Here is a 22,326-nt window from a genome sequence, read left to right as displayed (position 1 = left end):
CCGACACCTTCGTATATGCGCCTGTGCTCCACGAACACATCAGTCCGGAGCACAATGAGCCGACCGAGTCTGCCGGCTCGGAAATGTCGTGACTAACAGGAGTAGGCAAATGGGCACGCAGCTAAAACGAAAGGTCGCCTTTGCGCTCGTCATGGGCGTCGTCACGACAGGCATCATTTCCTTCGTGCTTCTTGCCCTGAATCTCGGCTTCTCCGATACCTTCGCCCTTGCGTGGCTGCGATCGTGGGCCATCGCCTACGTCATCGTCATTCCGGCCATCTTGGGGATCGGACCGCCGCTACAGGCGCGATTGGACCGCCTGATACGCTGACACGTACAACGCGGTTGGGTGCACCTCGCCCCTATTGATCCCCTCAGCCAGCATTCCTCGGATTCGTGATCCGTTGCGCTTCCGCATATGTCGCGCTCCGGCTCGTGCGACGCCGCGCATGACGATTTCGGGATGTCCGGTTATGGCCGGAAGCGGACCTAATCGAATGACGGCTTTCGACCCCAAGCGGACGATCGTCTCCCTCGGCGGGCGCAAGCGCGGGATCGTCCCGGAAGGGCGTCAATGCCAACCGGCTGTGGCGCCGGTGGCCGATATCAAACGATCACCCAAGCAATGCTTCCGCTGGGCCAGGCGTCGACCGGTTCCACAACCGCGCATCCGACGCAGGTCAATTCGCCGGATGCGCAGGTCAGCCTGTTGGTCGGCTATGCGGGGGAACTGCGCGGTCTGCGTCAGGGAACACCAGCGGGAGAGCTTCCGTCGGTCGCCGGCGTCGTTGCTGGTGTCGCCAACATGCCCAGTTGCTTCATCAGGCCAAGCGAATCGGCGCATGTCCATTCTTCAGCGATTCGCCCATCAGCCATTCGGAACAGCGTCGTGCCCGCGATTTGCACTGCGCGACCGGTGGCCGGAATGCCATTTCCGCTGCCGGTGTTGGTCCCGCGCGCGGTCCAGCGCACCGCCACCAAATCCCGCTCGGCAACCTGCTTATCGACCGTGATCTTCAGATCCGGAAACGCCTTGCGCCAACCCTTGGCTTCGGCCATGCCATCGGCATGGGTGAAGGTTGCCCTGCCGCCGTGGCCAACGAAGTCTGCGCTGTACGGCACTTCGAATCGACCCTGATTGAGACCTTCCTCGTACACCCTGCGGGTGATCGACTTGTTGAGCTCCACGGGCTCGGCGTGAACGCCGTCGGACGCCGTGGCCTCGCACGGAATCACACCGGCGATAGCGACGACTGTTGCGATTGCGGACAGCAGGATGTTGCACGTTTTCATGATCATCTCCGACACGCGGAAGTGCGTGTGCGGATGATGAACTCTCGTACGGCCGTTCGCGTCCCCTTGGTGTCGGGCGGACGCGGCGGTGGGAGGAGTGGGGGCTGCGCAGTGACGAAGGCGTGTCGTACATCGGCGCAAACGCATTGTTTCTGCCGGCATGTGGTCCATCGACGTTCTCGGATGCGAGCGGAACTTCGCGATGGACCTGCCTGTCGCAGCTGTCGATGCGCAATTGACGCGCGCGGCTACAGCGCTCAGCGAAACAAGACGTCGAGCGCCGCCCGATAGCGGCGGCTGCCGTTCACCTGCGCGCCATTCTTGAGGAGAACCACGAAGTCTCCATTGAACAGCGGCTGCACTTCGCGAATATTGGCAATGCTGACGATTGACGCCCGCGATACCCGGATGAAGCGTTGTGGGTCCAGACGGGACTCGAGACTGGTCATTGTCTCGCGCAGCAGGTGCTGTTTCGCGCCCGTGTGGATCTCGACGTAATTTCCTGCGGCGACGATGCGATCGACCTCGTCGATGTCGAGCAATCGAACGCGACCCTCGGAACGGATTGCGAGTCGCGAGGGATAACGCTGAAGCGCGCCTCGATCGATCGACTTCAGGACCTCGGAAACGCGGCGGACGAAGCCGTCATCGGGATGGGCGAGGTGGGAACGGGCGCGCTGCAGTGCACGGCGAAAGCGTTCCGGATCGATCGGCTTCAGCACGTAGTCGATTGCTTGAGCATCGAACGCCCGCACGGCGTGTTGATCGAATGCGGTTACGAATACGACCGCCGGCATGCGGTTGCCCCCGATGGCTTCAATGACGGCGAACCCATCGAGTTCGGGCATCTGCACATCGAGGAAGACGAGGTCGGGCGAATGCGCGCTGATCGCCGATATGGCCGCTCCGCCGTCACCGCACTCTTCGACGACTTCGATGTCCGGCTCCTGCCGCAGCAGTCGCAGTATCCCGCGGCGGGCGACCGGTTCATCGTCGACGATCAGTACGCGGATGGTCATGCGACAGTGCGCCAAGGTAGCTCGATCTCGGCGATGACGCCGCCGTCATCGGAATTTCGCACCTCGAAGCGTTGCCTGTCGGCGTACAGCAGGCGCAACCGCGCCCTCGTGTTCGCCAGGCCGACACGTTCGGTTGTCGCCGGTGGTAGCCCTCGGCCGTCATCGACAACGCACAGCAGCAGGGAGTCGCCGCGCCGGTCCGCTTTTATTTCCACGCGTCCCGGTCCGGCGCGCGTGGCGAGTCCATGGCGCAGCGCATTCTCGACCAGGGGCTGGAGGAGCAGGTTCGGAACCCGCGCTTCGAGAACCTGATCGGGAACAAGGATCCGGTAGCTCAGACGCCCGCCGAAGCGTGCCTGCTCGATTTCGAAATAGCTCTCGAGAAAGCCGATCTCTTCGCCGAGCGTCACCTCATGCGCTTCGGTGCCGTCGAGCGAGCGGCGCAGCAACGCGCTGAGTTGCAGGAGGATCCGATCGGCCGAGTCGACATTCTCGTGCATCAGCACCGAGACCGTGTTGAGGGCGTTGAAGAGGAAGTGTGGCTGCAGCTGGGTGCGCAATGTCTGCAGGCGGGCGTCGGCCAGCTGCGCTTCGAGACGGAGTTGCCGGCGATCCTTTTCCCGGGCGGTCCGCACGAGTCGCCCCACATGTGCCGCGGCGACGATCAACCAGTAGACCGGGAGGTTCAGCAGAAACGTCGTGCCAAGCAGCCGGCCGAAGGTGCCGAGCCAGGTGGGTTCGACCTGGGTCGCACCGATGACGGGCGCCGCCAGCGCGAAGAGCGCCAGGTTGACCAGGGCGCACACCGCCGAAGCAATGCCGTGCACCACAAGCGCGCCAAGGAAGCGAGGTCGCTGGAGCGGGAAACGCGCCTCCAGGCGCAGCGCGATAAGCGTGAGGGCAGCCCAAACCGCGGCCCAGACGAGCCAGATGGCACTGGCACGTGCCCACGCCAGCGGTTCGCCACGCACCTGTGCAGCAAACCAGGCCTGCCCCGCTAAGAGCATCGCGACCAGCGTCCACGCCGCCAGAATAGCCATACCCCGGCGGCCGACTCCGGACCCGTTCTCCACCACCGGTCGCACTACTTCGTGCTCTTCTCTAATGAGCTGTGCCACCGGCCGAGCTGCCTCCAGTTGCCGACTCGTCGCCGGCGGTTCGCAGCATACCGTTGGTCGCAGGTCCCTGAGCCCGGGGAGTGACGACTGGGGGCCGCAGTGGGGTGAGTGGAGGCTGCAGCCAGAGAGGCCCCGGAGCGCGAGCCAGTGCCGGGTTACGCGTTCGTCTACCGCTGCGGGTGGAAACGGCCTTGCAAAACAACGACCGCCGTTGCTTGCACATGGTTTACGAACGGCCGCTTCTGGGCGAGAGCGGACATCATCGGCTCGACCGCACAGTCTGCAGGGAAGCGAGTCTTCGGCCGCCCGCAACCGAATGGGAACCGCACGCGTGACCGGGAGCGGGCAGCGCGTTGGTTGCGTCAGGTGCCAGGGAGCGGCGGCGGTTCGGCGCTGACCGTCGCGGGCAATTGCAGTTGACGCGCGTCCCGATCAAGCAGCACGTACGTCCCCGCGACCATGTCGCCAAGGCGTTGCTTGCTACGCGAAGCGATGACGGCGATACCGGCGGGCAGGCCACCGACAAGAACCGGATTGACCTCGATCAGCCGGAACAGAGTCCGCACGACGGCCTGCAGGAAGGAGGGTCGGCTGCCCGCGTCATTGACCACGCGAGTGCGGGTCACAAGCTTGCCCAAGGTCTTGCCGAACAACATCTCCGTTACCGGAAAGTACGCCGCCAGGAGACTCAGCCAGATGGCCAGCGTTGCCCGGTACGTTTCATTGCCGAGGACGTAGTCCGGAACGAGGAGAAACGACAGCAGGACGATGAAGTCGATCCACGCGCCCAACCATCGGCGCACGACGATCGAAAAGTCATAGCCCGCAGCGATGGACACCGCCGACGACAGCGAGCGCCCTTGTTGATTGTGTCCAGTCACTTCTTTCCCCCTTGCTGATGCATGTGCCGGCTGATGCAGCACCCCATGCCAATTTTGAGCCCAAAAGGGCGTTTGATGGAGCCCCCCCACGCCCTGCGCATGTACCACTCCTTGAGATGCTCGGGTTTCGTCAACGCTTCCAGGCGAGGCGCACGGGCGCGTCGATGAAACGCTTCATGACGATGTCCAGCTTCGGGTCGATCGCGAACTGATCCGCGCGACTCGACATTTCACAACCCGGCCATGATCAATTTCCCGACCGCAAGCTCGCTCGCGAAATAACCGCTGTATTTGGGCAGGCTATCGTGCATGTCCTGCACGCGGCGGTGATAGAAGATGTCCACGCGGACCGGCGGCAGCCGATCTGGCAGCTCGAAATTGCTGGCCGGGATGAACATCACCTTGAACGACCCGACGCCAGCCACTTCCACGACCGGCTTGCCACAGGTGCGGCAGACGCCGCGGTTGAAGTTCGGTGGCGGGCGGTATTTCGCGAACGAGATGTTGCCGGCGTTTTTCAGTAAGACATCCTTCGCGCGAACCGCGACCACATCTGCGAAGGGTTTGTTGTTGAAGGCCTGGCAGATCTGGCAGTGGCAGCGGAACCTCGCCTTCGGCGACGCATGTACCTCGAACGTGCAGGCGCCGCATTCGCAGGCGCCACGTAGCGGCAATGATGTGTTGGCGATCATGTGTCGATGCTCCTGGGATTCGTTAGAGCGCTGCATTCCGATCACCGAAGCATCAGGTTGAGGATGGTGTCGATCGGTTGCTTGAAAGGCGCATGCAGCAGGTTGGCGAGGTTCCAGCGCCCCTGCTCATAGATTCCCTTGGCATGGCTGAAGGTGCGGAAGCCCTCGATGCCGTGGTACGCGCCCATGCCGCTGGGCCCGACACCGCCGAAGGGCAAGTCGTCCTGGGCGATGTGCATGATCGTGCCGTTGATGGTGACGTTGCCTGAGGTCGTTTCGCTCAGCAGCCTGCGTCGGTCTGCATCGTCGCGACCGAAGTAATAGAGCGCGAGCGGCCGAGGCCGGGCGTTCACGAAGTCGATCGCATCGCCGATGTCGCGATAGGCAAAGATCGGGAGGATCGGGCCGAAGATCTCCTCATGCGCGATGCGCATCGAGTCGTTGACACCAAGCACCACGGTGGGCGCCATCGTGTTGGGCCGAAGCGATGCATCGCCGGGCCGGTTTCCTACCTCGATGACTTGCGCTCCCTTCGTGCGCGCATCCTCGACGAGTCCCTGCAGTCTCGCGTGGTGCCGCGCGTTGAAGATCGACGTGTAGTGCTCGCTCGTCGGACCGTCGGCGTAGAAGGACGCCACTGCCCGGCCATACGCCGCGACGAACGCATCGACGTCGCTTTCGTGGACGAGTGCGTAATCCGGCGCGATGCAGGTCTGTCCCGCGCTGAGCAACTTGCCGAAGGCAATCGAGGAAGCCGCCTGTTCGAGCGGATGGCCCTTCGCGATGATGGTGGGCGACTTGCCGCCCAACTCCAGCGTGACCGGGACGAGGTTGTCGCTGGCCGCCTTCATCACCGACCGCCCAACCCCGGTGCTGCCGGTGAAGACGAGATGGTCGAACGGCAAGGCGGAGAACGCCGCGCCTACATCCGCATCGCCGGTCACCATGGCGAACTGCTCTTCGGAAAAGATCTCGCCGAGCATCTTCGCGATCAGCGCATTCGTGGCGGGCGTGAACTCCGAAGGCTTCAGCATCACCCGGTTGCCGGCAGCGATGGCCGTGATCACGGGCATGAGCGCGAGGTTCACCGGATAGTTCCAGGGCGACATCACGCCGACGACGCCAAGCGGCTGGTATTCGATGCGCGCCCTGCCGCTACGCATGTGCAGCGCTACGTGGCGGCGAGTCGGGGCCATGAATTTGCGAAGGTTGCGGATCAGGTACTTCGTGCCTTCCGCGACGCCGCCCACTTCCATGATCGCCGTCTCGTGCCTCGACCGATGCCCGAAGTCGGCGTTGATGGCGTCTTCGATTTCCTTGCGGTGCCGGATGATCGCGGCCCGGAACCGGGTCAGGTCGGCGCGTCGCCGTGCGAACGACGGCACTCCTTCGCGCAGGAAGGCTGCGCGCTGGCGGGCCAGCAGTCCGCTCAGTCGGTCGACGTCCGCGATGTCGGTAAGGGCGTTCATGGCCGCTCCAATGTAGACAGTAGAAACTTAGGGGCCTTGACCATAGGCGCTGAAGTAGTCAGTGTCAACATATATTCGCCCAGATGCTCCGAGGCCCCGTGCAGGACCCATCCAGCCGCCGCTACCACCATGGCGACCTCCGCCGCGCCGTCATCGAAACGGCGTTGGACATGCTTCGGGAGGAGAAGAACTGGCAGTTCACCCTGCGGGAAGTCGCCCGCCGGGCCGGCGTGAGCCATGCGGCCCCCTACAAGCACTTCCCCGACAAGGCCGCGCTCCTGGCGGAGCTGGCGATGATTGGTTTCGATCGGCTCCGCGAGTCCCTGGCAGCCGCCAAGGCTGAAACGCCCACGACCCTGCTCGCGGAAATCGCTTCGATCTCCCACGCCTACGTCGCATTTGGAATGGAAAACCCCGCGCTCTACCGCCTGATGTTCAGCGCGGAGGAAGGCAAGGCGGTGGGCATGCACCTCAACGAGCGGGCGATGGCCGTATTCGAGATCTCCCTCGATCTTCTCCGCCGCGGCCAGGCCACGGGGCACGTTCGCGAGCGGCCGATCGAAGGTCAGGCCGCCGCTTGCTGGAGCCTCGTCCACGGAATAACCATGCTCGCGATCGACGGACTCCTCGTCCCTGAGAAGGTGGGAACGTCGCCACTCGATGCGGCCTTGAGGACCCTGGTGGAAGGGTTGGAGAACACGGCGACGTGACGCTGGCGCATCGACACCCGCCCTACTACTTCAAGGACAGCACAAGCTCCACGAGCTGATCGACAGCTATGTTTGTGCCTTCCAGCCAGCCGGAAGTCCTGTTCGCCTCCAGATCGGCTTCGTTCCGGTGCAACGCCGTGAAGACGTAGCGCGTTCCGGTGCCTTCCGGCTTCATCGTCACGATCGCGGTGATCGGAACATCGTCGAAGACCGCCGGGCGATAGCCGGGAAACAACATCGACGTCCACACGAGGCGCTCCATCGGAACGGCGTCGAGGAAGCAGCCGAGGTTGGGAAAGTCCTCGCCGTTTTCGCCGGCGATGTCGATGCTGAAGATGCCGCCCGGGCGCGGGTCCATTTCGGCGCGCGACACGCGGCCCCACGCCCTGGGCATGTACCACTCCTTGAGGTGCTCGGGTTTCGTCAGCGCTTCCCAGACGAGGCGCACGGGCGCGTCGATGAAACGCTCGATGACGATGTCCAGCTTCGGGTCGACCGCGAACTGCTTGCTCATCATTGGTTCTCGCTTTCCTTGAGGTGTTGGACGTAGGCGTCGAAGCGATCGAGTCGCGATTCCCACTGGCGGCGCCGCTCGGCGAGCCAGTCTTCGGCGGCCTTGATCGGCTCCGGCGCGATCTCGTAGGTCCGCACCCTTCCCTGCTTCCGCGACTTCACCAGCCGGCCCTGCTCCAGCACCGACAGGTGCTGCACGAACGACGGCAGCTTCATACCGAACGGCGCTGCCAGCTCGCTGACCGTCGCGGGCCCGCTGGCCAGCTGCTCCAGGACCTTTCGCCGGATCGGGCTGGACAGGGCGTAGAAGACGTCGTCGACGGCGGCGGGCTGGGCCATTTCGGGACCGGTGGGGGTTGAAGGGAGTGGCTTGGACGGAGGGAGCCTATCGACGGACAATACTTAGGTCAATACCTAAGTGTTGGCGATGACTGGCGTCTGATCCGGACCCGACGATGGGGTCCGTGACCCCATGTGATCGACCTCCAGACCCCATCGATGGGGTCGGCGACCCCATGTGATCGATGTTCGGACCCCAACGTTGGGGTCGGCGGGTCCATGTGATCGATCTTCGAACCCCAGCGATGGGGTCGCCGGATCCATGTGATCGATGTTTCGACCCCACGCATGGGGTCGGCGAATCGATGTGATCGATGTTTGGACCCCATCGTTGGGGTCGGCAGATCGATGTGATCGATGTTCGGACCCCAACGTTGGGGTCGACGGGTCGATGTGATCGAGGTTCGACCCCATCGTTGGGGTCGGCGACCCATGCGCGGAAGTCCGTAGGAGCGCCCCATGGGCGCGATCGGCAGTCGCGCCCATGGGGCGCTCCTACGCGCGCAGCCGCACCCCGGGCTGCGGATGGCTGCAAAAAGAAAGCCGCCCGAAGGCGGCTCTCCAATGCAACGCGATGGAACGGATCAGGCGGCAGGCGGAAGCTGCCCTGCATCCTGCGCACGGCGGCGACGGCTGAACTGCGAGCCGAGTTCCTTGCGCTGTTCCTCGAGTCCATGCGCATCGCCGGTCAGCTTGAGCAACTGGTAGCCCTCGTAGGCGAAGTCCATGACGTCATGGCCTAGCAGCGCGACGGTGTCTTCGAGCATCGAGTGCAGGCGACGTACTTCCTCCAGCAACGGGACCAGCGTGTCCAGCGCATCGAGGTCGGCGCCTGCGGCAGCGACATTGACGCTGGGCGGCACGATCTGCGGATGCGCCACGAGCGTGCGATGCATGCCACGCCCGAACGCCTGGCTCTTCGGCCCGTAGTGATGAATGTCCCGGCGTCCGTCGGCCGGAAGCGAAACAAGACCCGGCAGCGCCGAAGCGAGTTGCACGACGGCCCCCGTGGCCGAGTCGCGCTGTTCGGGAGAGATAACGAGCGTGATGCGGTTTTCCGACACAACAACCTCCTGTTGATATTCCGTGTGATGTGCACCGGCGAATGCCGGATGCGTCCTTGCTCCGCCGCGTTCCGTGTGGCGTGTGGGTGATCGCTACTGCGGGCGATCGGAGCAGCGGCGAGTTTGCCAAAGTTGGCGATTAAAAAGCAAAGCTTCTTTGGCCAAAAGGGCGAGGCGAAGTCACATCCCAGCCTTCGCACGGCGTGAATGAAGCACTGATGCCGTCACTTACCGAACGGCGCTACTCGGCTGCAGCGATTATTCGTTACCAGCCGCCTTGAGAATTCGAGCATATGTTTCGAGCTGAAGACGAAAACGTGCCATCCAAAGCGCCATCGCATATAGCAACAGGACCATCAGACCTACGATCCCGGCAGCCATCGAAAGCGAGCTAATTCCCTGAACTTGGAGAAACAGACCAATCAAGGCAGGTAAAACTCCAAGTCTGTCTGCCGCACCAAACACCAAGGGATAACGGCGTGCCATCGACTCAAGCCTTGATTCGACATAAGCAAGATGGCGCCGACGGACCTCGTATGCAAACGACTGCAGCCAAACGCGAATTTTTTCGTACTCGACGAAATGACTGTCTAGCTCAACCGCAAACTTCCGTTTCGCATCAACAAACTCGGGAATTACATCGCGAAGCTGCCGATAAGTAAGAACAGCGAGCGCACACAGCTCTATTGGCAGGCCGATAGCCGCTGACCAGATGCCCCACCCCTTCGCGCCGAGGATGGAGGGCACTGTCAACAGAGTTCCTATCAGCATTGTTGTTGCCGCCCAACGATCACGCTCGACCTTAAAGACGCCCTTGGGTTCCTGCTCAGCCAAGAGAGCTTCGAGCTCCTGGAACAGCCGGGTGTTGCCTTTTTCACTGGTCATCGACGATGCCTTTGTGCCCGCCACCCAACAGCTTCATAGATAGCGCTGAACCTGTTGTACAAACGCCATGACATCCCCGGCTTGAAACATCGATTCGTTGAGTCCCCGCTGAGACCAGAGGTCGAGAATGGCCTTTTCACGAGCGGTCGGTGGTCGCCCTCCACCACCTACGCCTCCGCCACAGGAGGGCGTAGCCAAGTGCAGATTCAATTCGTTCGTCGAAATGGTCACCACAACGCACACGGACTTTCCGTCACGCCGCCGAGCATTAATTTCCTGAGTGATCCAGTGAGCATCAGCTTCCGCCAGCCTGCGCTCATCAGCCCCGATTCTGATACTGGACATGTAACCCCCTTTTTACCGTCCACTTTGGACTGGCTCGATATGGAGGCTAGCCATGCCGCATCTCACAAGCTGAGACGCCCAGGGTTGGCATGATCAGAGAACAGCGAGCCGGGCAACCCGGGCGCGCTTCGCTTACCGGGACTACGATGGCTATGCAACCCGAACATCACTTGGTTCACCAGAGAAAAGCTCTTCGTCTAGCGACAGTGTCGCCGGCACACCCGTAGTTACGGACGACTCGCACAACAGGCGCACGCCCTCGACCAAGAAGTCATCCAGGACTCGACGTCCCTTCCATTTCTCTTCCGCCTTCACCAGGCCCGCGGCTCCAAACTCCGCTATGGCGGCCAAAAAATACTTCGCGATATCAAAGTGGGGAATGAGATCAAGCTTCACCAGCAACCGCGCAATTCTCACTGCTTGCAGGAGTTCCGTACCCCTAGGCACTGAGACGAATTTCAATACTTTATCCCGCACGGTTCCACGAAATTTTGAAGTGGCAATAACCCTGGAGTCGAGAAGGGAAATCGCAACTGCATCGGTAGAGAAGCAAACCGTATCCAAAAGACTAGGAATTGATATAGGACGACCCTTCTCAATTCGAAACGCCTGGCTCTGAGGAAGCTCCCAGATATCTACGTCGAACTTCCCGACAACCAGCCTCATTCCTCCAAAATTTGTGCGCCTGGAATATCTCGAAAGACTCCTAGCGAAGTCAGCATCAAGCGGCCCTGAAACAAAGATGTCGATATCACCAAATGCCCCAGACGCCCCCAAGATGGCATCACGAACCATTCCTCCAAATAGGAATGCCTCGCCAACTTCGTTACAAGATCTCAGCAGGGCCGCAACCGCATCATCCTTATGCAAAAGCCGCACAATCGCCCGCGCCCTATCGAGGTTAGGCAATTCATCGGCATTCGACTCCGTCCAACTAGCATCTACGACCATCTTGGAACACCAAGCTCCTTAAGTTCTTGAGCAGCTGAAATAGCAAACGAATCGGTCATTCCGCACACCATGTCACAGCACACCTGCAAACGAGCGTACCAAGACGGAAATTTTCCTAACGTCACATCGTATACACGCAAGTAGTTAGGTGAAATTTTCTTAATGACGAACTTGTCCTGCATCGAAGCGCTCCCTTGTTCATTCGATTCAAGGGCCGACCAAAATGCTCCGAGCAAATACGGGATAACGCTATGCCCCTCAAGCTCCACCTTCTCAACGCTTGGATGGGAATAGATATAAGCCTTCGTGTAGTCCTTAAGCAGCTCCAGAAGGGACGCGCATTCGCCATGACTGAGGCACGGATTGCCAGCACCAGCATTATCGGCCGAAATCGCCGTCTTTAGCTCGGGAACAGCTACTGAAACCACCAAGGAAATAAAATAAGTTCGCAGCAACTGCATCAACACGTCTTCGGCATGGTGGCCATCGACCTTTTGACTCGACAACCATTTCACGTCGTAGTTGTACTGGCGAACAAGCTGCGCCACCCATTTGGCGCAGGGCGCGCCCTTGGCCCGATTTCGTAGGTACAGCATTAGATGGGCTGTGGAAACCAATCGCTTCTTTACTCCATCCTCGACATCCAAAATTGAATAACAGATGTCATCGCTGGCCTCCATTATTGACGCCAGCGGATGTCGAACACCTTCGGCAATGCCTGTTTCCTTCCCAGCCCAATCGAAAAGATGCTTCTCAGTCTGGAAAAAGCCGAATTTTTTCTTATGTTCCTTGGCCCGGATCGAATCCGCGCTCCATGGATATTTGAAGGATGCTCGCAGCGTTGAGGCCGTCAAATTGAGCCCTCCGTCCTCTATGCCAAACATGGTTAGAAGACGGAAGCCCTGGGGGTTTCCATCAAAATTCAAATAATCAGCAAGCAAAGCTTTGTCCTTTTTGCTGCTAACTGCACCCTCGTACTTGTTCGCAACAATTTTCACCCACCCTCGAATAGCTGCTTCCCCTTGATGTCCAAACGGGGGATTTCCAATGTCATGTGCGATTGATATAGCTGCAACGAGCGCTGGTACCGCCCTCATGGCATCAGAGCCAACTAGTGTGATGCCTAGATCATGTGCCAGTTGAGCGGCTAGCGTCCGCCCGATATTGGCGACTTCGAGCGAATGAGTGAGTCGTGTGCGCACTGAATCGTGCTGATCCAGTGGAAACACTTGCGTCTTGTCCTGTAATCGCCTGACAGGGCTTGAAAAAACAATCCGATCGAAGTCCTTTTCGTGCTCTGTGCGGAAATCCGGGGACGCAAATAGTTTTTCAAAAGTCTTCTTTCGTTTCGCGTCAGCCTTTCTAAATCGCTTTGTCGAAAGCAACTGCGTCCAATCCACAGCTGGTGAAGTGGCAGCCGAATGACTACCTGAAGCGTCAGCGCTCATGCGTCCCCCTGCATTCCTTCTGTAGTACAAACGCAACCAGTTTCAACTCGCCATCAATTAATGGCATTAGAACTAGCTGCTCCCTTTCCAATCCCAAGTTGCACTTGGCAGCCCAGCCATTGACTGCGTTCGATCAGTATCTGGCGATCGCGGCTGATGTCGGTGTAGCCCACCGAGAACGAGCGGCTGCCTGAGTGTCTTCGAGACTGTATTGGAGTTCGTCTTCCCCGAAGACGTAACGGATCCGGTTCGAATTCCGGCGTTGCCTGATTTCCATATGGCAGCCCCCCGCTGCGCTGATGGTGGGGCAAACCTAATGCACCGGTCCTTGGCTGCGCAAATGCCTGCGGGCCAGATGCCTGATTCAGACAGGTCCGGCTTGCGGATGTGGAGGCGCTCGGCCTGCGGCGTAATCGTCGTATTGCGGCGATTTCAAACCAATGCGGCGCATTGCGCCTTCGGCTAATGCGCCCTACTTCATTGGCTGGATGGTCGAACGAATCAGAACGTGAACTTCACCGACTCCGCACTGCGCTGCGCGGGTCCGTGGTAGACGGCTTCGTGTTGTTGCCGTCGGGGTCGAGGGCGAAGGCGGCGTAGTAGCCGGGGTGGTACGGGCGTTCGCCGGGCTTGCCGTTGTCCTTGCCGCCGTGGGCGAGTGCNTGTTGTTGCCGTCGGGGTCGAGGGCGAAGGCGGCGTAGTAGCCGGGGTGGTACGGGCGTTCGCCGGGCTTGCCGTTGTCCTTGCCGCCGTGGGCGAGTGCGGTGCGGTGGAAGGCGTCGACCATCGCGCGGTCGCGGGCCTGGAAGGCGATGTGGTGGCGGCCGGTGAGCTCGCCCTGCGCGGCTTCGCTGTCGGCGGTGGAGATGAAGAGTTCGGCAACATGCCTGCACACCCGTTCGGGTGATGAAGATCACTGGCCGACGCGCAGACTCCCTCGCGTTGACTACTTCGCACTGCGCATTCTCTGGCGCACTGCGCACTCTCTGCCGCACCGCGTCTGCTCGCGACAACACGTTCCCAATCTTCGAGCGGCGCCTTCCACGCGGGTCCCCCGCCGGTCAAACCGGCTCCACTGGAGAATGGAAATGTCGAGCTTGCAAAGAATGTTGCTGCTGGCAACCGGGCTGTGTGTCGCTGCCGGTGTCATCTGCCTGTCGCCCGCCCGTGCCGCACCGCCCGGGGAGGCCAAGGCGCGCTTCTTCAGCGAAGCCACGCACGATGTGTCCCCCACCATGAAGTCGCTCGCCAGGGCGGCAGCGACTGCCGCGAAGCCCGCCGGCGATCCGGGGCTGCTGCTGGAAATCCGCCCGGAGCGGCGTGGCCCCGAGCGCGTGGGCACCGGCCACGGCGTTGACGCCGCCAGGCAATCTTCGTTCGCATCGATCTCCGCACTGACGCCGTCGGCGAATTTCGACGGATTGAGCAACAACGACAACTTCGCGCTGTACGGCGGACGCGTGAACCCGCCCGACCCGGTCGGCGCCATCGGTCCGAATCATTACGTCGAGGCGATCAACCTCGCCGTGGCCGTGTACAACAAGAGCGGAACGAAGCTGCTCGGCCCGATTGCGCTGGGTTCGCTGTGGGACGGCTTTGCGGTACCGCAATGCGCCGATAACGCCGGCGATCCCATCGTCATGTACGACCAGTTCGCCGACCGCTGGCTCATCACCCAGTTCACGCCGCCCAGCGATACCGACAACTGGAATTGCGTGGCGATCTCGCAGACGGGCGATCCAACCGGCGCCTACTACCGTTATGCGTTCTATACCGGCCCCAACTTCCCCGACTATCCGAAGTTCGGCGTATGGACCGACAGCTATGTCGCCACCACGCGCGAGTTCGGCCCGACCGTGGAATATGGCATCGGCGTTTACGCGTTCGAGAAGAACAAGATGATCAATGGCCAGCCAGCGCGGGCCGTGGGCTTCTATCTCGACGGCAACAATCCGGCCATCCTGCCGCTGGTCGGAGACGGCCTGTTGCCCGCGTACGTCGACGGCAAACAGAAGCCGCTGAATGCCGCCAGCATTCCGCTGGTGGGCACGCAGGATGACGGCGGTGGGTACGGCGCGACCCTCGACGCAGTGAACATCTTCGAGCTGTCCGTGAAGTGGCGATCGACGCCGGTGGCGTCGCTCGCGCTCGCCGCGCAGTTGCCCGTTGCCTCGTTCGACTCGGTCTTTCCCTGCGCGCCGACCTCGCGCGATTGCCTGCCGCAACCGGGGATCGTCGATCCCAACCAGTTCCTGGACGTGCTGTCGTATCGCCAGCGCGCGTTGCACCGCCTGGCCTATCGCAACATGAAGACCTACGACGCAATGGTCACGGGCCAGGCCGTGGAAGCGATGCCAGGCGTGGCCGGTATGCGCTGGTACGAGATCCGGCGCAGTGGCGGTAGCTACTCGCTGTTCCAGCAAGGCACGTACGCGCCGAACGACGGCGTGCACCGCTGGATGGGCAGCGTGGCGATGGACAAGAGCGGCAACATCGCGATGGGCTACAGCGTGGTGAACGGCACCAATGTGTTCCCCGGCATCCGCTACACGGGGCGTCTGTCCCGCGATGCCGCTGGCCAGATGACGCAAGGTGAAGGCACGATCATCGACGGCACTGGCGTGCAGACGTCCACCAATTCGCGTTGGGGGGACTACAGCTCGCTCAACCTCGATCCCGTTGACGACTGCACGTTCTGGTACGTAAACGAGTACTACACCGCTGCGGGCCAGGCTTCGAGCGCCGCCGGCTGGCAGACGCGCATCGCGAGCTTCGCACTGCCGGGCTGCAGGCCGTGATCGCGTAAGTGTCGCAGCTGCAGGAAAAAGGCCCGCGCTCCGCGGGCCTTTTTCTGGCCATCGCATTTCACCTTTACGAAGGAGCAGGCACTTCCCTGGCAACAAGGCGCGGGCAAGCTGATCGGGGCGAGCAGCAGGTGACGTACCTTCAGAACGTGAACTTCACCGACTCCGCACTGCGCTGCGCGGGTCCGTGATAGACGGCTTCGATGTTGTTGCCGTCGGGGTCGAGGGCGAAGGCGGCGTAGTAGCCGGGGTGGTACGGGCGTTCGCCGGGCTTGCCGTTGTCCTTGCCGCCGTGGGCGAGTGCNTGTTGTTGCCGTCGGGGTCGAGGGCGAAGGCGGCGTAGTAGCCGGGGTGGTACGGGCGTTCGCCGGGCTTGCCGTTGTCCTTGCCGCCGTGGGCGAGTGCAGTGCGGTGGAAGGCGTCGACCATCGCGCGGTCGCGGGCCTGGAAGGCGATGTGGTGGCGGCCGGTGAGCTCGCCCTGTGCGGCTTCGCTGTCGGCGGTGGAGATGAAGAGTTCGTCCGCGAAGAGGTGGTCGGCGGCGCCCTTGTCCATCGGGACCTGCAGGGTTTCGAACACCGCGGTGTAAAAGGCACGGCTGGCTTCGATGTCGCGCACGACGAGCTGGATGTGATCGATCAGGCGGCCGCGGTGGATTTCGGTGGGCATGGCGCACTCCTTGTGGCGTGACGAGTGCGTGGTGGTAGCACGCGGGATGTTCGCGGCCGGTCAAGCCTGCACGCGGGCGCACGCGTGGCGGCGTAACGTGTAGGCGCCCTGCCCCGGTGACCCGGGAGCCGGCGGCATTGCGTTTGCTCCTGTAGCCATCACTCGACGGGGCTCCGACCATGATGTTTCGAAGCTTGCAGGCCGCCGGTTCGCGCTCGCGCACTGCCGCGCTGGCCACTGCGGTTTTCGCCGCCTGTCTCTTCACTTCGACCGCGAGCGCGCAGGACAAGGCGCAGGCGCATGCGGGACACGCGCTGGGCACGGTCCACTTTCCGGTGAGTTGCACGGCGCCGGCGCAGCGCGACTTCGACCATGCGCTGGCGCTGCTGCACCACATGACGTATCCGCAGGCGCGCAGCGCGTTTGCCGAGCTGGCCGCGCGCGAACCGGACTGCGCGATGGCGCATTGGGGCGTGGCGATGACGCTGTTCCAGCCGCTGTGGCCGACACGGCCGACGCCGGCGGATCTCGCGCGCGGCGCGGCTGAAGTGGCTGCGGCGCGCAGTGCAGGCAAGACCAGCGATCGCGAGAAGCTGTTCATCGATGCGGCCGCGGCGTTCTTCGACGATGAAGGCCAGCCGGATTACTGGGCGCGCATCCGCCGTTGGGAAGCGGCCATGCAGCGCGCGCATGAAGCGCTTCCCGATGATGACGAGGCGACGGTGTTCTACGCGCTGGCGCATCTCGCCGTCGCACCGGCGAACAGCAGCTCGCGCGCGAATGCCGACACTGCCGCTGCGCTGTTGCTGCCGGTCTATCAACGCAATCCCGATCACCCGGGAGCGATGCACTACCTGGTGCATGCCAACGACGTCCCCGGGCGCGAGCACGAACTGCTCGAGATCGTGCGCAAGTACGAAACCGTGGCGCCGCAGAATCCGCATGCGCTGCACATGCCCACGCACATCTACACGCGCCTGGGCGACTGGCCGGCGGTGATCCGCGGCAACCTGCGCGCTGCCGACGCGGCGCTGGAACATCCGGCAGGCGACCATGGCCAGTACGTGTGGGACGAGTTCGCCCACGCCATCGAGTACCTCGTCTACGCGGAACTGCAGCAGGGCGACGACGAAGCGGCGTTCGCGCAGTTGCGCCGCCTGCAGGAGCAGCCGCAGATCGAACCGAGTTTCAAGTCGGCATTCCACCTGTCTTCCACCGCTGCGCGCTATGCGCTGGAACGCGGGGACTGGGCATCGGCGGCGCAGCTGCCCACGCGCACGCCCGACACGATCGCGTGGGACAAGTATCCGTGGCCGGAAGCGGTCACCTGGTTCGCGCGCGGCGTGGGTGCGGCGCGGTTGACGCCGGCCAGTGGAACGCAGGACGTGGACGTGCAGGTCGCCATCGCGCGTCTCGTGAAACTCGAGGAAAGCGCGAAAACCAGCGGCGAGGATCTGTTCGCCCGAAACATCGGCGTGCTGCGCCTCGCCGTGCAGGGCTGGCGCGCGCAGGCGCAGGGCGAACCGGATCGTGCGCTTGCGCTGCTGACGGAAGCTGCGGCGCTGGAAGCGGCAGCACCGAAGCACGCAGTCACGCCGGGGCCGACGTTGCCGGCGGAAGAGCAGCTTGGGGATCTGTTGATGCAGCAGGAGCGTCCGGCGGAGGCGTTGGCTGCGTACGAGCGCTCGTTGGATGCGTATCCGGAACGTTTCAATTCACTGCTGGGCGCGGCACGTGCGGCGGCTGCGACTGGTGATCGCGAGAGCGCGCAAAAACACCTGCAGAACCTGCTTGATATTGCGAAGGACGGACCGCGTCGGCGTGAGGCGGAGGCTTGGGGGCGTGAGGTACTCGCAACTTCTACCAGCGAGTGACTAGGGCAGAAGCAACTCGCTGCGCTCGCCTCCCCTCACACCCCAAGGGTGCTTCCTTCGGGGCGTCTGCCCTTCGGGCATCTTCTCCCCGCAAGCGGGGAGAAGAAGGAAAGAGCTGCTCGCTTCGCTTGCCCCCCTCACACTCCTAGGGTGCTTCCTTCGGGGCGTCTGCCCTTCGAGCATCTTCTCCCCGCGTGCCGGGAGAAGAAAGTAAGAGCAGCTTGCTTCACTCGTTGTCCTCACACTCAACCCATCGGACGGATCCGCTTCCCCTCTCCCCGCTTGCGGGGAGAGGGTGCCCAACGGCGGGTGAGGGGCGCGAGCGGAGCGAGCGTGCTTTGGCCTTTGTTGTTGAGAGGAGCAAAGAGCAACTTGCTCCGCCCGCCGCCCTCTCCCGCGTCGCCGCCCGTGTCAACGAACCATCTGCTCGCCGATTCTTGCCACGAACTCATCGAGATCGGCCCTGCCAGCATTGCCCAGCAGAATGATGGTGATGCCCTCGCCGAGGACGTGAAAGAGCTGGGTCTGCGCTCCCATGATCTGGCCCGGACGCTTCACCATCCGGTGACTCTTTCCATTGATCTTCGCGTCGTATATCCATGCCCCGTAGCCGTAGTCGTCCAGCCCGGGCGTCAGCATGAGCGCGAGCGTGTCCTCCCTGATCAGCTTCGCCCCGAACAGGGCATCGGAAAATCGCAGGAGATCGGCTGCCGTCGAATACATGGCACCCGCTGCGTACCAGTTTTCCGGATACACCGGCAGGTCGTTGACCAGCTTCCCCAAATCCTCCCGGTAGAAGTAGGTATTCGCCAGGTTCGGGATGATGTCGCTCTGCCTCAACATGCCGGTGTCGGCCATGCCCAGCGGCTTGAGGATCGCGGTTTCGAGCACCTGTGCGAATGGCTGGCCGTGCAACCGCTCCACGATCTTGCCGAGGATGATGTAGTCCGCGTTGTTGTAGCTGAAGGCTGTCCCGGGTGGTTTCTCCAGCGGACCGCTGCAGAATTTCGCGAGCAGCTGGTCGGATGTGTAGGGGGACTGATAGGTCGGCAGTCCGCCGGTCAACGCGGCCTCCATGCTGGTGACCTGGTCGAAGTTCCGGATGCCGGAGCTGTGGTTCAACAACTGATGGATCGATACCTTGTCGGCGCCCTCGCCCGCGTATTCCGGCAGGTACTGCCTGATGTGCCCGTGCAGATCGATCTTTCCCTGCTCATGCAGCTGCAGGATCAGCACGGACGTGAACAGCTTCGTTATCGAAGCGATCTTGTACCTGGTCTGCGGAGTGTTGCTGACGCCGAAGGGGTAATTCGCCAGCCCGAAGCTTTGCTGGACGACGATCCGGCCGTTCTTCTCAACCAGCACCGTCCCGTTGAAGTCGTGCTCCCTTGCGTACGTTTCGATGAAGGCTGCGGCAGTCTGAGCCTTTGCTTCCGCCTGGGCGTGCCCTTGCCGCGGCAGCAACGCGGCCAGCGCAAGCAGGACCCATGCAAGCACGTCGCGGCACGAGGGCAGGCAGATTTCCATGGCAGGCTCCGGATGGGGTCGAACCATCACGGCATGGCAGCGTTATGCAGCGCAACCTGATTGCGACGAAACCCCGGGAATCCGGCGCGAATCGTGTCATTCGCTGGGTGGGCTCAGGCCCGCCGTGCGCGTTCGCGTGAGTGCATGGCGGAGAGCGGTGGGCCGGCCCACCCTACGGTGCTTTCGGTTCATAGGCTGGGTTGGCTTCACCACCCCAGCATTTGGATGTCCGGAATGCTGGGTTGTCGAAGTGGAGCAGAAGCAGCAAAGAGCAACTCGCTTCGCTCGCTCCCCCTCTTCTGCCCTTCGGGCATCTTCTCCCCGCAGGCGGGGAGAAGAAGAAGCCTCAGCCGAGCAGGCTTCGGAACACACGCAACATCGCCGCCGCGCTCACTTCCACGTCTTCCTCGCTCGTCGCCCAGTTCGACACCGAGATGCGCATCGCGGCGAGGCCGTGCCAGGTGGTGCCGCTGGCCCAGCAGGTGCCGTCCTGCTGCACGCCGGCGATGACGGCGCGCGTGAGCTCATCGTCGTCGCCGAAGCGGACCAGCACCTGGTTCAGCACGACGTCGTTGAGGATGCGCACGTTGGGATCGGCGGAGAGCAGTTGCGCGAACTGGCGCGCGCGGGCGCAGCAGCGGTCGACGAGGTCGGCGACGCCGTCGCGGCCCAGTGCACGCAGCGTCGCGTAGACGGGAATGCCGCGGGCGCGGCGGGAGAACTCGGGGACCCAGTCGACGGCGTCGCGTTCGGCGCCGCGGGTCTGGATGAGGTAGGCCGCGGTGGAGGTCATCGCGTCACGGTGGTCGTCCGCGTGGCGGACGATGGCGACGCCGCTGTCGTAGGGGACGTTGAGCCACTTGTGCGCGTCGGTGGCCCAGGAATCGGCGAGTTCGATGCCGTCGGCGAGTGCGCGGCGTTCCTCGCTCGCCCTCGCCCACAGGCCGAAGGCGCCGTCGACGTGCATCCACGCACCGCGTTCGCGCGCGAGTTCGCCGATCTCGCGCAGCGGGTCGAAGGCGCCGGTGTTCACGTTGCCGGCCTGCGCGCAGACGATCGTCGGGCCCTGCAGCGTGGACAGCACGTTGTGCAGGTGGTCGGCGCGCATGCGGCCCTGTTCGTCGGATTCCACGTGCACGAGCGAGCGCGTGCCGAGACCGAGGTAACGCAGCGCGGCGTCGAGGGTGATGTGCGCTTCCTGCGAGGCAACGATGTTGATGCGCGGCGCGCCGTTGAGGCCGTCGGCTTCGACGTCCCACCCTGCCCTGCGCAGCACGCCATGGCGCGCGGCAGCGAGGCAGGTGAAGTGCGCCATCTGGCAGCCGGTGACGAAGCCGACGCCGCTTTCGCGCGGGAGGTCGAAGAGATCGAGCAGCCAGCGCGCGGCGACTTCTTCCATTGCGGCGGTGATCGGCGAGATGACGTGGATGCCCGCGTTCTGGTCCCACGTGGACACGAGCCAGTCGGCCGCGAGTGCCACGGGCAACGAGCCGCCGATGACGAAGCCGAAGTAGCGCGGCGACGCGCAGGCCGAGGCGCCGCGTTCGGCGTTGCGTGCGAGGAGGTCGATCACGACGCCGGCGTCTTCGCCGTGCTGCGTGAGCGGTGCGTCGAGCGCGGCGATCATTTCGTCGCGGCTGGCGCGTGCACCGACGAAGCGGTCGGGAAGATCACGGAGGAACTCGCTGGCGTGCGCGTGGGCGCGGTCGAGCAGCGGATCGAAGGGAGTGCGCATTGCGGGCTCCTTGGCTCGGGAATGGGACATCGTAGGCCGGCGGCGAGGTGCGATGCGACTGCCTGCCGGACGGCTTCGTTCTGCGGAAGCGGTTGATCGCATGACCCGAATGGGTGGAAAGGCCGCTTCGGCGACCGGCACCCGCGGCGAGTCGACGTTGTGACGAGAGCGCCCCAGCGCACTTCCTCCTGCAACGGAGTACGACCCATGAACGTGTTCACCGCCTGAGTGCAGTTGTCGCGCTTGCCCTTGCCTTCGCCAGTTCTCCGGCTTTTGCCGGCGACCCGCTTGGAAATGCCACCGTCAGCTTCGGGCAATGGATGTCCTCGCCGCCACTCGATCGCTATCCGAACTTCGGCGGGTCACCGACCACGAACGTCCACGCAATGACGCCGAACATGGTGACGATCCGGTCGGGCGGCAGCGTCAACTTCATCGTCTCCGGCCTGCACAACATCGCGATCTACGACGATGGCGTGACGCCGACCGACATCAATATTGCGCTGACCACGCCGACGACCAGCGCCACGCCGCCGGTATTGCCGATCATCGACGACCCGAACCGGCGCATCTACCGCGGTGTCGATCCTTCGCTGCAGTCGCGCGATCGCGTGGAAGTGGTCAACTTTGCCGCGCCTGGCACGTACCTGGTGATCTGCGGTGTGTTGCCGCATTTCGCCGGCGGCATGTACGGATACGTGCGCGTGTTGCCGAATTGACGGGATGGAGTACCCCTCGCCCCGCTTGCGGGGAGAGGGTGTCCGAAGGGCGGGTGAGGGGACGCGAGCGTAGCGAGCGGTGCTTTTGCTTCTGGTGTTGATTCAAACAACAACAGCAGCAACTCGCTTCGCTCGCTCCCCCTCACACCCCAAGGGTGCTTCCTTCGGGGCGTCTGCCCTTCGGGCATCTTCTCCCCGCAAGCGGGGAGTTCACGCGTCGGGCATCTCCCGTGAGCGGTGAGAAGAGTTCACGCGTCGGGCATTGTGTTCC

21 protein-coding genes and 3 pseudogenes are annotated in these 22,326 nt (G+C 62.8%); 5 read left to right on the top strand and 19 right to left on the bottom strand.

Translation table 11 applies throughout. The features are described 5' to 3' along the window. The first annotated feature begins 109 nt into the window (after positions 1–109). Positions 110–331, top strand: coding sequence for a DUF2798 domain-containing protein (locus ASD14_RS06455; protein ID WP_056130668.1), 222 nt, complete (start codon positions 110–112; stop codon positions 329–331). Between the two features lie 413 nt (positions 332–744). Here ASD14_RS06455 and ASD14_RS06450 read toward each other — a convergent pair whose 3' ends face one another. The 6 genes from ASD14_RS06450 to ASD14_RS06425 form a co-directional block, all read right to left on the bottom strand. Then, a complete protein-coding gene (locus ASD14_RS06450) occupies positions 745–1,293 on the bottom strand; it encodes an ester cyclase (RefSeq protein WP_235565320.1) in 549 nt (182 codons plus the stop codon). 257 nt (positions 1,294–1,550) lie between these two features. Beyond that, the gene (locus ASD14_RS06445; protein ID WP_056130664.1) at positions 1,551–2,312 is read right to left on the bottom strand and encodes a response regulator; all 762 of its coding nucleotides are present in this window, start codon (positions 2,310–2,312) and stop codon (positions 1,551–1,553) included. After that, on the bottom strand, positions 2,309–3,352 hold the full coding sequence (locus ASD14_RS06440) for a histidine kinase (protein ID WP_056130662.1): 1,044 nt from the start codon (positions 3,350–3,352) through the stop codon (positions 2,309–2,311). The genes ASD14_RS06445 and ASD14_RS06440 overlap by 4 nt, the downstream gene beginning before the upstream one ends. Before the next feature lie 440 nt (positions 3,353–3,792). Beyond that, positions 3,793–4,311 carry an RDD family protein gene (locus tag ASD14_RS06435; RefSeq protein WP_162247679.1) on the bottom strand — a complete coding sequence of 173 codons (519 nt, stop codon included), beginning with the start codon at positions 4,309–4,311 and terminating at the stop codon, positions 3,793–3,795. A 230-nt stretch (positions 4,312–4,541) separates the two neighbouring features. Continuing rightward, on the bottom strand, positions 4,542–5,003 hold the full coding sequence (locus ASD14_RS06430) for a GFA family protein (RefSeq protein ID WP_056130655.1): 462 nt from the start codon (positions 5,001–5,003) through the stop codon (positions 4,542–4,544). Positions 5,004–5,044: 41 nt separating this feature from the next. Continuing rightward, a complete protein-coding gene (locus ASD14_RS06425) occupies positions 5,045–6,472 on the bottom strand; it encodes a coniferyl aldehyde dehydrogenase (RefSeq protein WP_056130651.1) in 1,428 nt (475 codons plus the stop codon). 98 nt (positions 6,473–6,570) lie between these two features. On the opposite strand from ASD14_RS06425, the gene ASD14_RS06420 reads away from it, so the two are divergent. Beyond that, positions 6,571–7,182, top strand: a complete 612-nt coding sequence (locus ASD14_RS06420) for a TetR/AcrR family transcriptional regulator (RefSeq protein WP_235565319.1) — start codon at positions 6,571–6,573, stop codon at positions 7,180–7,182. Positions 7,183–7,207: 25 nt separating this feature from the next. Here ASD14_RS06420 and ASD14_RS06415 read toward each other — a convergent pair whose 3' ends face one another. From ASD14_RS06415 to ASD14_RS16005, 9 genes and pseudogenes are all read right to left on the bottom strand, one after another. Further along, positions 7,208–7,696: an SRPBCC family protein gene (locus ASD14_RS06415; RefSeq protein ID WP_056130645.1), complete on the bottom strand. Its 489-nt coding sequence runs from the start codon at positions 7,694–7,696 to the stop codon at positions 7,208–7,210. Then, positions 7,696–8,034, bottom strand: a complete 339-nt coding sequence (locus ASD14_RS06410; RefSeq protein WP_056130642.1) for a metalloregulator ArsR/SmtB family transcription factor — start codon at positions 8,032–8,034, stop codon at positions 7,696–7,698. The genes ASD14_RS06415 and ASD14_RS06410 overlap by 1 nt, the downstream gene beginning before the upstream one ends. A 584-nt stretch (positions 8,035–8,618) precedes the next feature. Next, complete coding sequence (locus ASD14_RS06405) at positions 8,619–9,098, bottom strand: hypothetical protein (protein WP_056130639.1); 480 nt, start codon at positions 9,096–9,098, stop codon at positions 8,619–8,621. 258 nt (positions 9,099–9,356) lie between these two features. Continuing rightward, a complete protein-coding gene (locus ASD14_RS06400) occupies positions 9,357–9,983 on the bottom strand; it encodes a hypothetical protein (RefSeq protein WP_056130636.1) in 627 nt (208 codons plus the stop codon). A 33-nt stretch (positions 9,984–10,016) separates the two neighbouring features. Continuing rightward, on the bottom strand, positions 10,017–10,328 hold the full coding sequence (locus tag ASD14_RS16015) for a hypothetical protein (protein ID WP_157475138.1): 312 nt from the start codon (positions 10,326–10,328) through the stop codon (positions 10,017–10,019). Positions 10,329–10,478: 150 nt separating this feature from the next. Next, the gene (locus ASD14_RS16010) at positions 10,479–11,237 is read right to left on the bottom strand and encodes a hypothetical protein (RefSeq protein ID WP_235565318.1); all 759 of its coding nucleotides are present in this window, start codon (positions 11,235–11,237) and stop codon (positions 10,479–10,481) included. Positions 11,238–11,269: 32 nt separating this feature from the next. Beyond that, positions 11,270–12,727: a dGTP triphosphohydrolase gene (dgt, locus tag ASD14_RS15685; protein WP_082538775.1), complete on the bottom strand. Its 1,458-nt coding sequence runs from the start codon at positions 12,725–12,727 to the stop codon at positions 11,270–11,272. A 501-nt stretch (positions 12,728–13,228) separates the two neighbouring features. After that, positions 13,229–13,389 (bottom strand): annotated as a pseudogene (locus ASD14_RS16475) (VOC family protein); the annotation flags it as partial. A 1-nt stretch (position 13,390) separates the two neighbouring features. After that, positions 13,391–13,604: pseudogene (locus ASD14_RS16005) on the bottom strand (VOC family protein); the annotation flags it as partial. A gap of 229 nt (positions 13,605–13,833) precedes the next feature. Between ASD14_RS16005 and ASD14_RS06380 the strand changes: the two are divergent. After that, the gene (locus tag ASD14_RS06380; protein WP_056130624.1) at positions 13,834–15,525 is read left to right on the top strand and encodes a hypothetical protein; all 1,692 of its coding nucleotides are present in this window, start codon (positions 13,834–13,836) and stop codon (positions 15,523–15,525) included. A gap of 148 nt (positions 15,526–15,673) precedes the next feature. On the opposite strand, the pseudogene ASD14_RS16470 reads toward ASD14_RS06380, so the two are convergent. Further along, a pseudogene (locus tag ASD14_RS16470) lies at positions 15,674–15,835 on the bottom strand (VOC family protein); the annotation flags it as partial. Position 15,836: 1 nt separating this feature from the next. Further along, positions 15,837–16,200 (bottom strand): VOC family protein (locus ASD14_RS06375; RefSeq protein ID WP_157475219.1); only part of this gene is annotated, 364 nt, incomplete at its 3' end. A 179-nt stretch (positions 16,201–16,379) separates the two neighbouring features. Between ASD14_RS06375 and ASD14_RS06370 the strand changes: the two genes are divergently transcribed. Beyond that, positions 16,380–18,074, top strand: a complete 1,695-nt coding sequence (locus ASD14_RS06370) for a tetratricopeptide repeat protein (protein ID WP_056130621.1) — start codon at positions 16,380–16,382, stop codon at positions 18,072–18,074. Between the two features lie 411 nt (positions 18,075–18,485). Here the strand turns inward: ASD14_RS06370 and ASD14_RS06365 are convergent, their stop codons facing one another. After that, positions 18,486–19,601 carry a serine hydrolase domain-containing protein gene (locus tag ASD14_RS06365; protein ID WP_056130615.1) on the bottom strand — a complete coding sequence of 372 codons (1,116 nt, stop codon included), beginning with the start codon at positions 19,599–19,601 and terminating at the stop codon, positions 18,486–18,488. A 346-nt stretch (positions 19,602–19,947) separates the two neighbouring features. Next, a complete protein-coding gene (locus ASD14_RS06360) occupies positions 19,948–21,336 on the bottom strand; it encodes an aminotransferase class V-fold PLP-dependent enzyme (protein WP_056130613.1) in 1,389 nt (462 codons plus the stop codon). Positions 21,337–21,656: 320 nt separating this feature from the next. Here ASD14_RS06360 and ASD14_RS06355 point away from each other — a divergent pair, with 320 nt between their 5' ends. Further along, positions 21,657–22,055, top strand: coding sequence for a hypothetical protein (locus ASD14_RS06355; protein ID WP_056130610.1), 399 nt, complete (start codon positions 21,657–21,659; stop codon positions 22,053–22,055). Positions 22,056–22,326: the final 271 nt, after the last annotated feature.

The organism is Lysobacter sp. Root494 (genome assembly GCF_001427225.1).
Taxonomy (GTDB): domain Bacteria; phylum Pseudomonadota; class Gammaproteobacteria; order Xanthomonadales; family Xanthomonadaceae; genus Agrilutibacter.
Note: the sequence above shows the minus strand (reverse complement) of the source record. Positions and strands in the feature narration are given on the sequence as shown.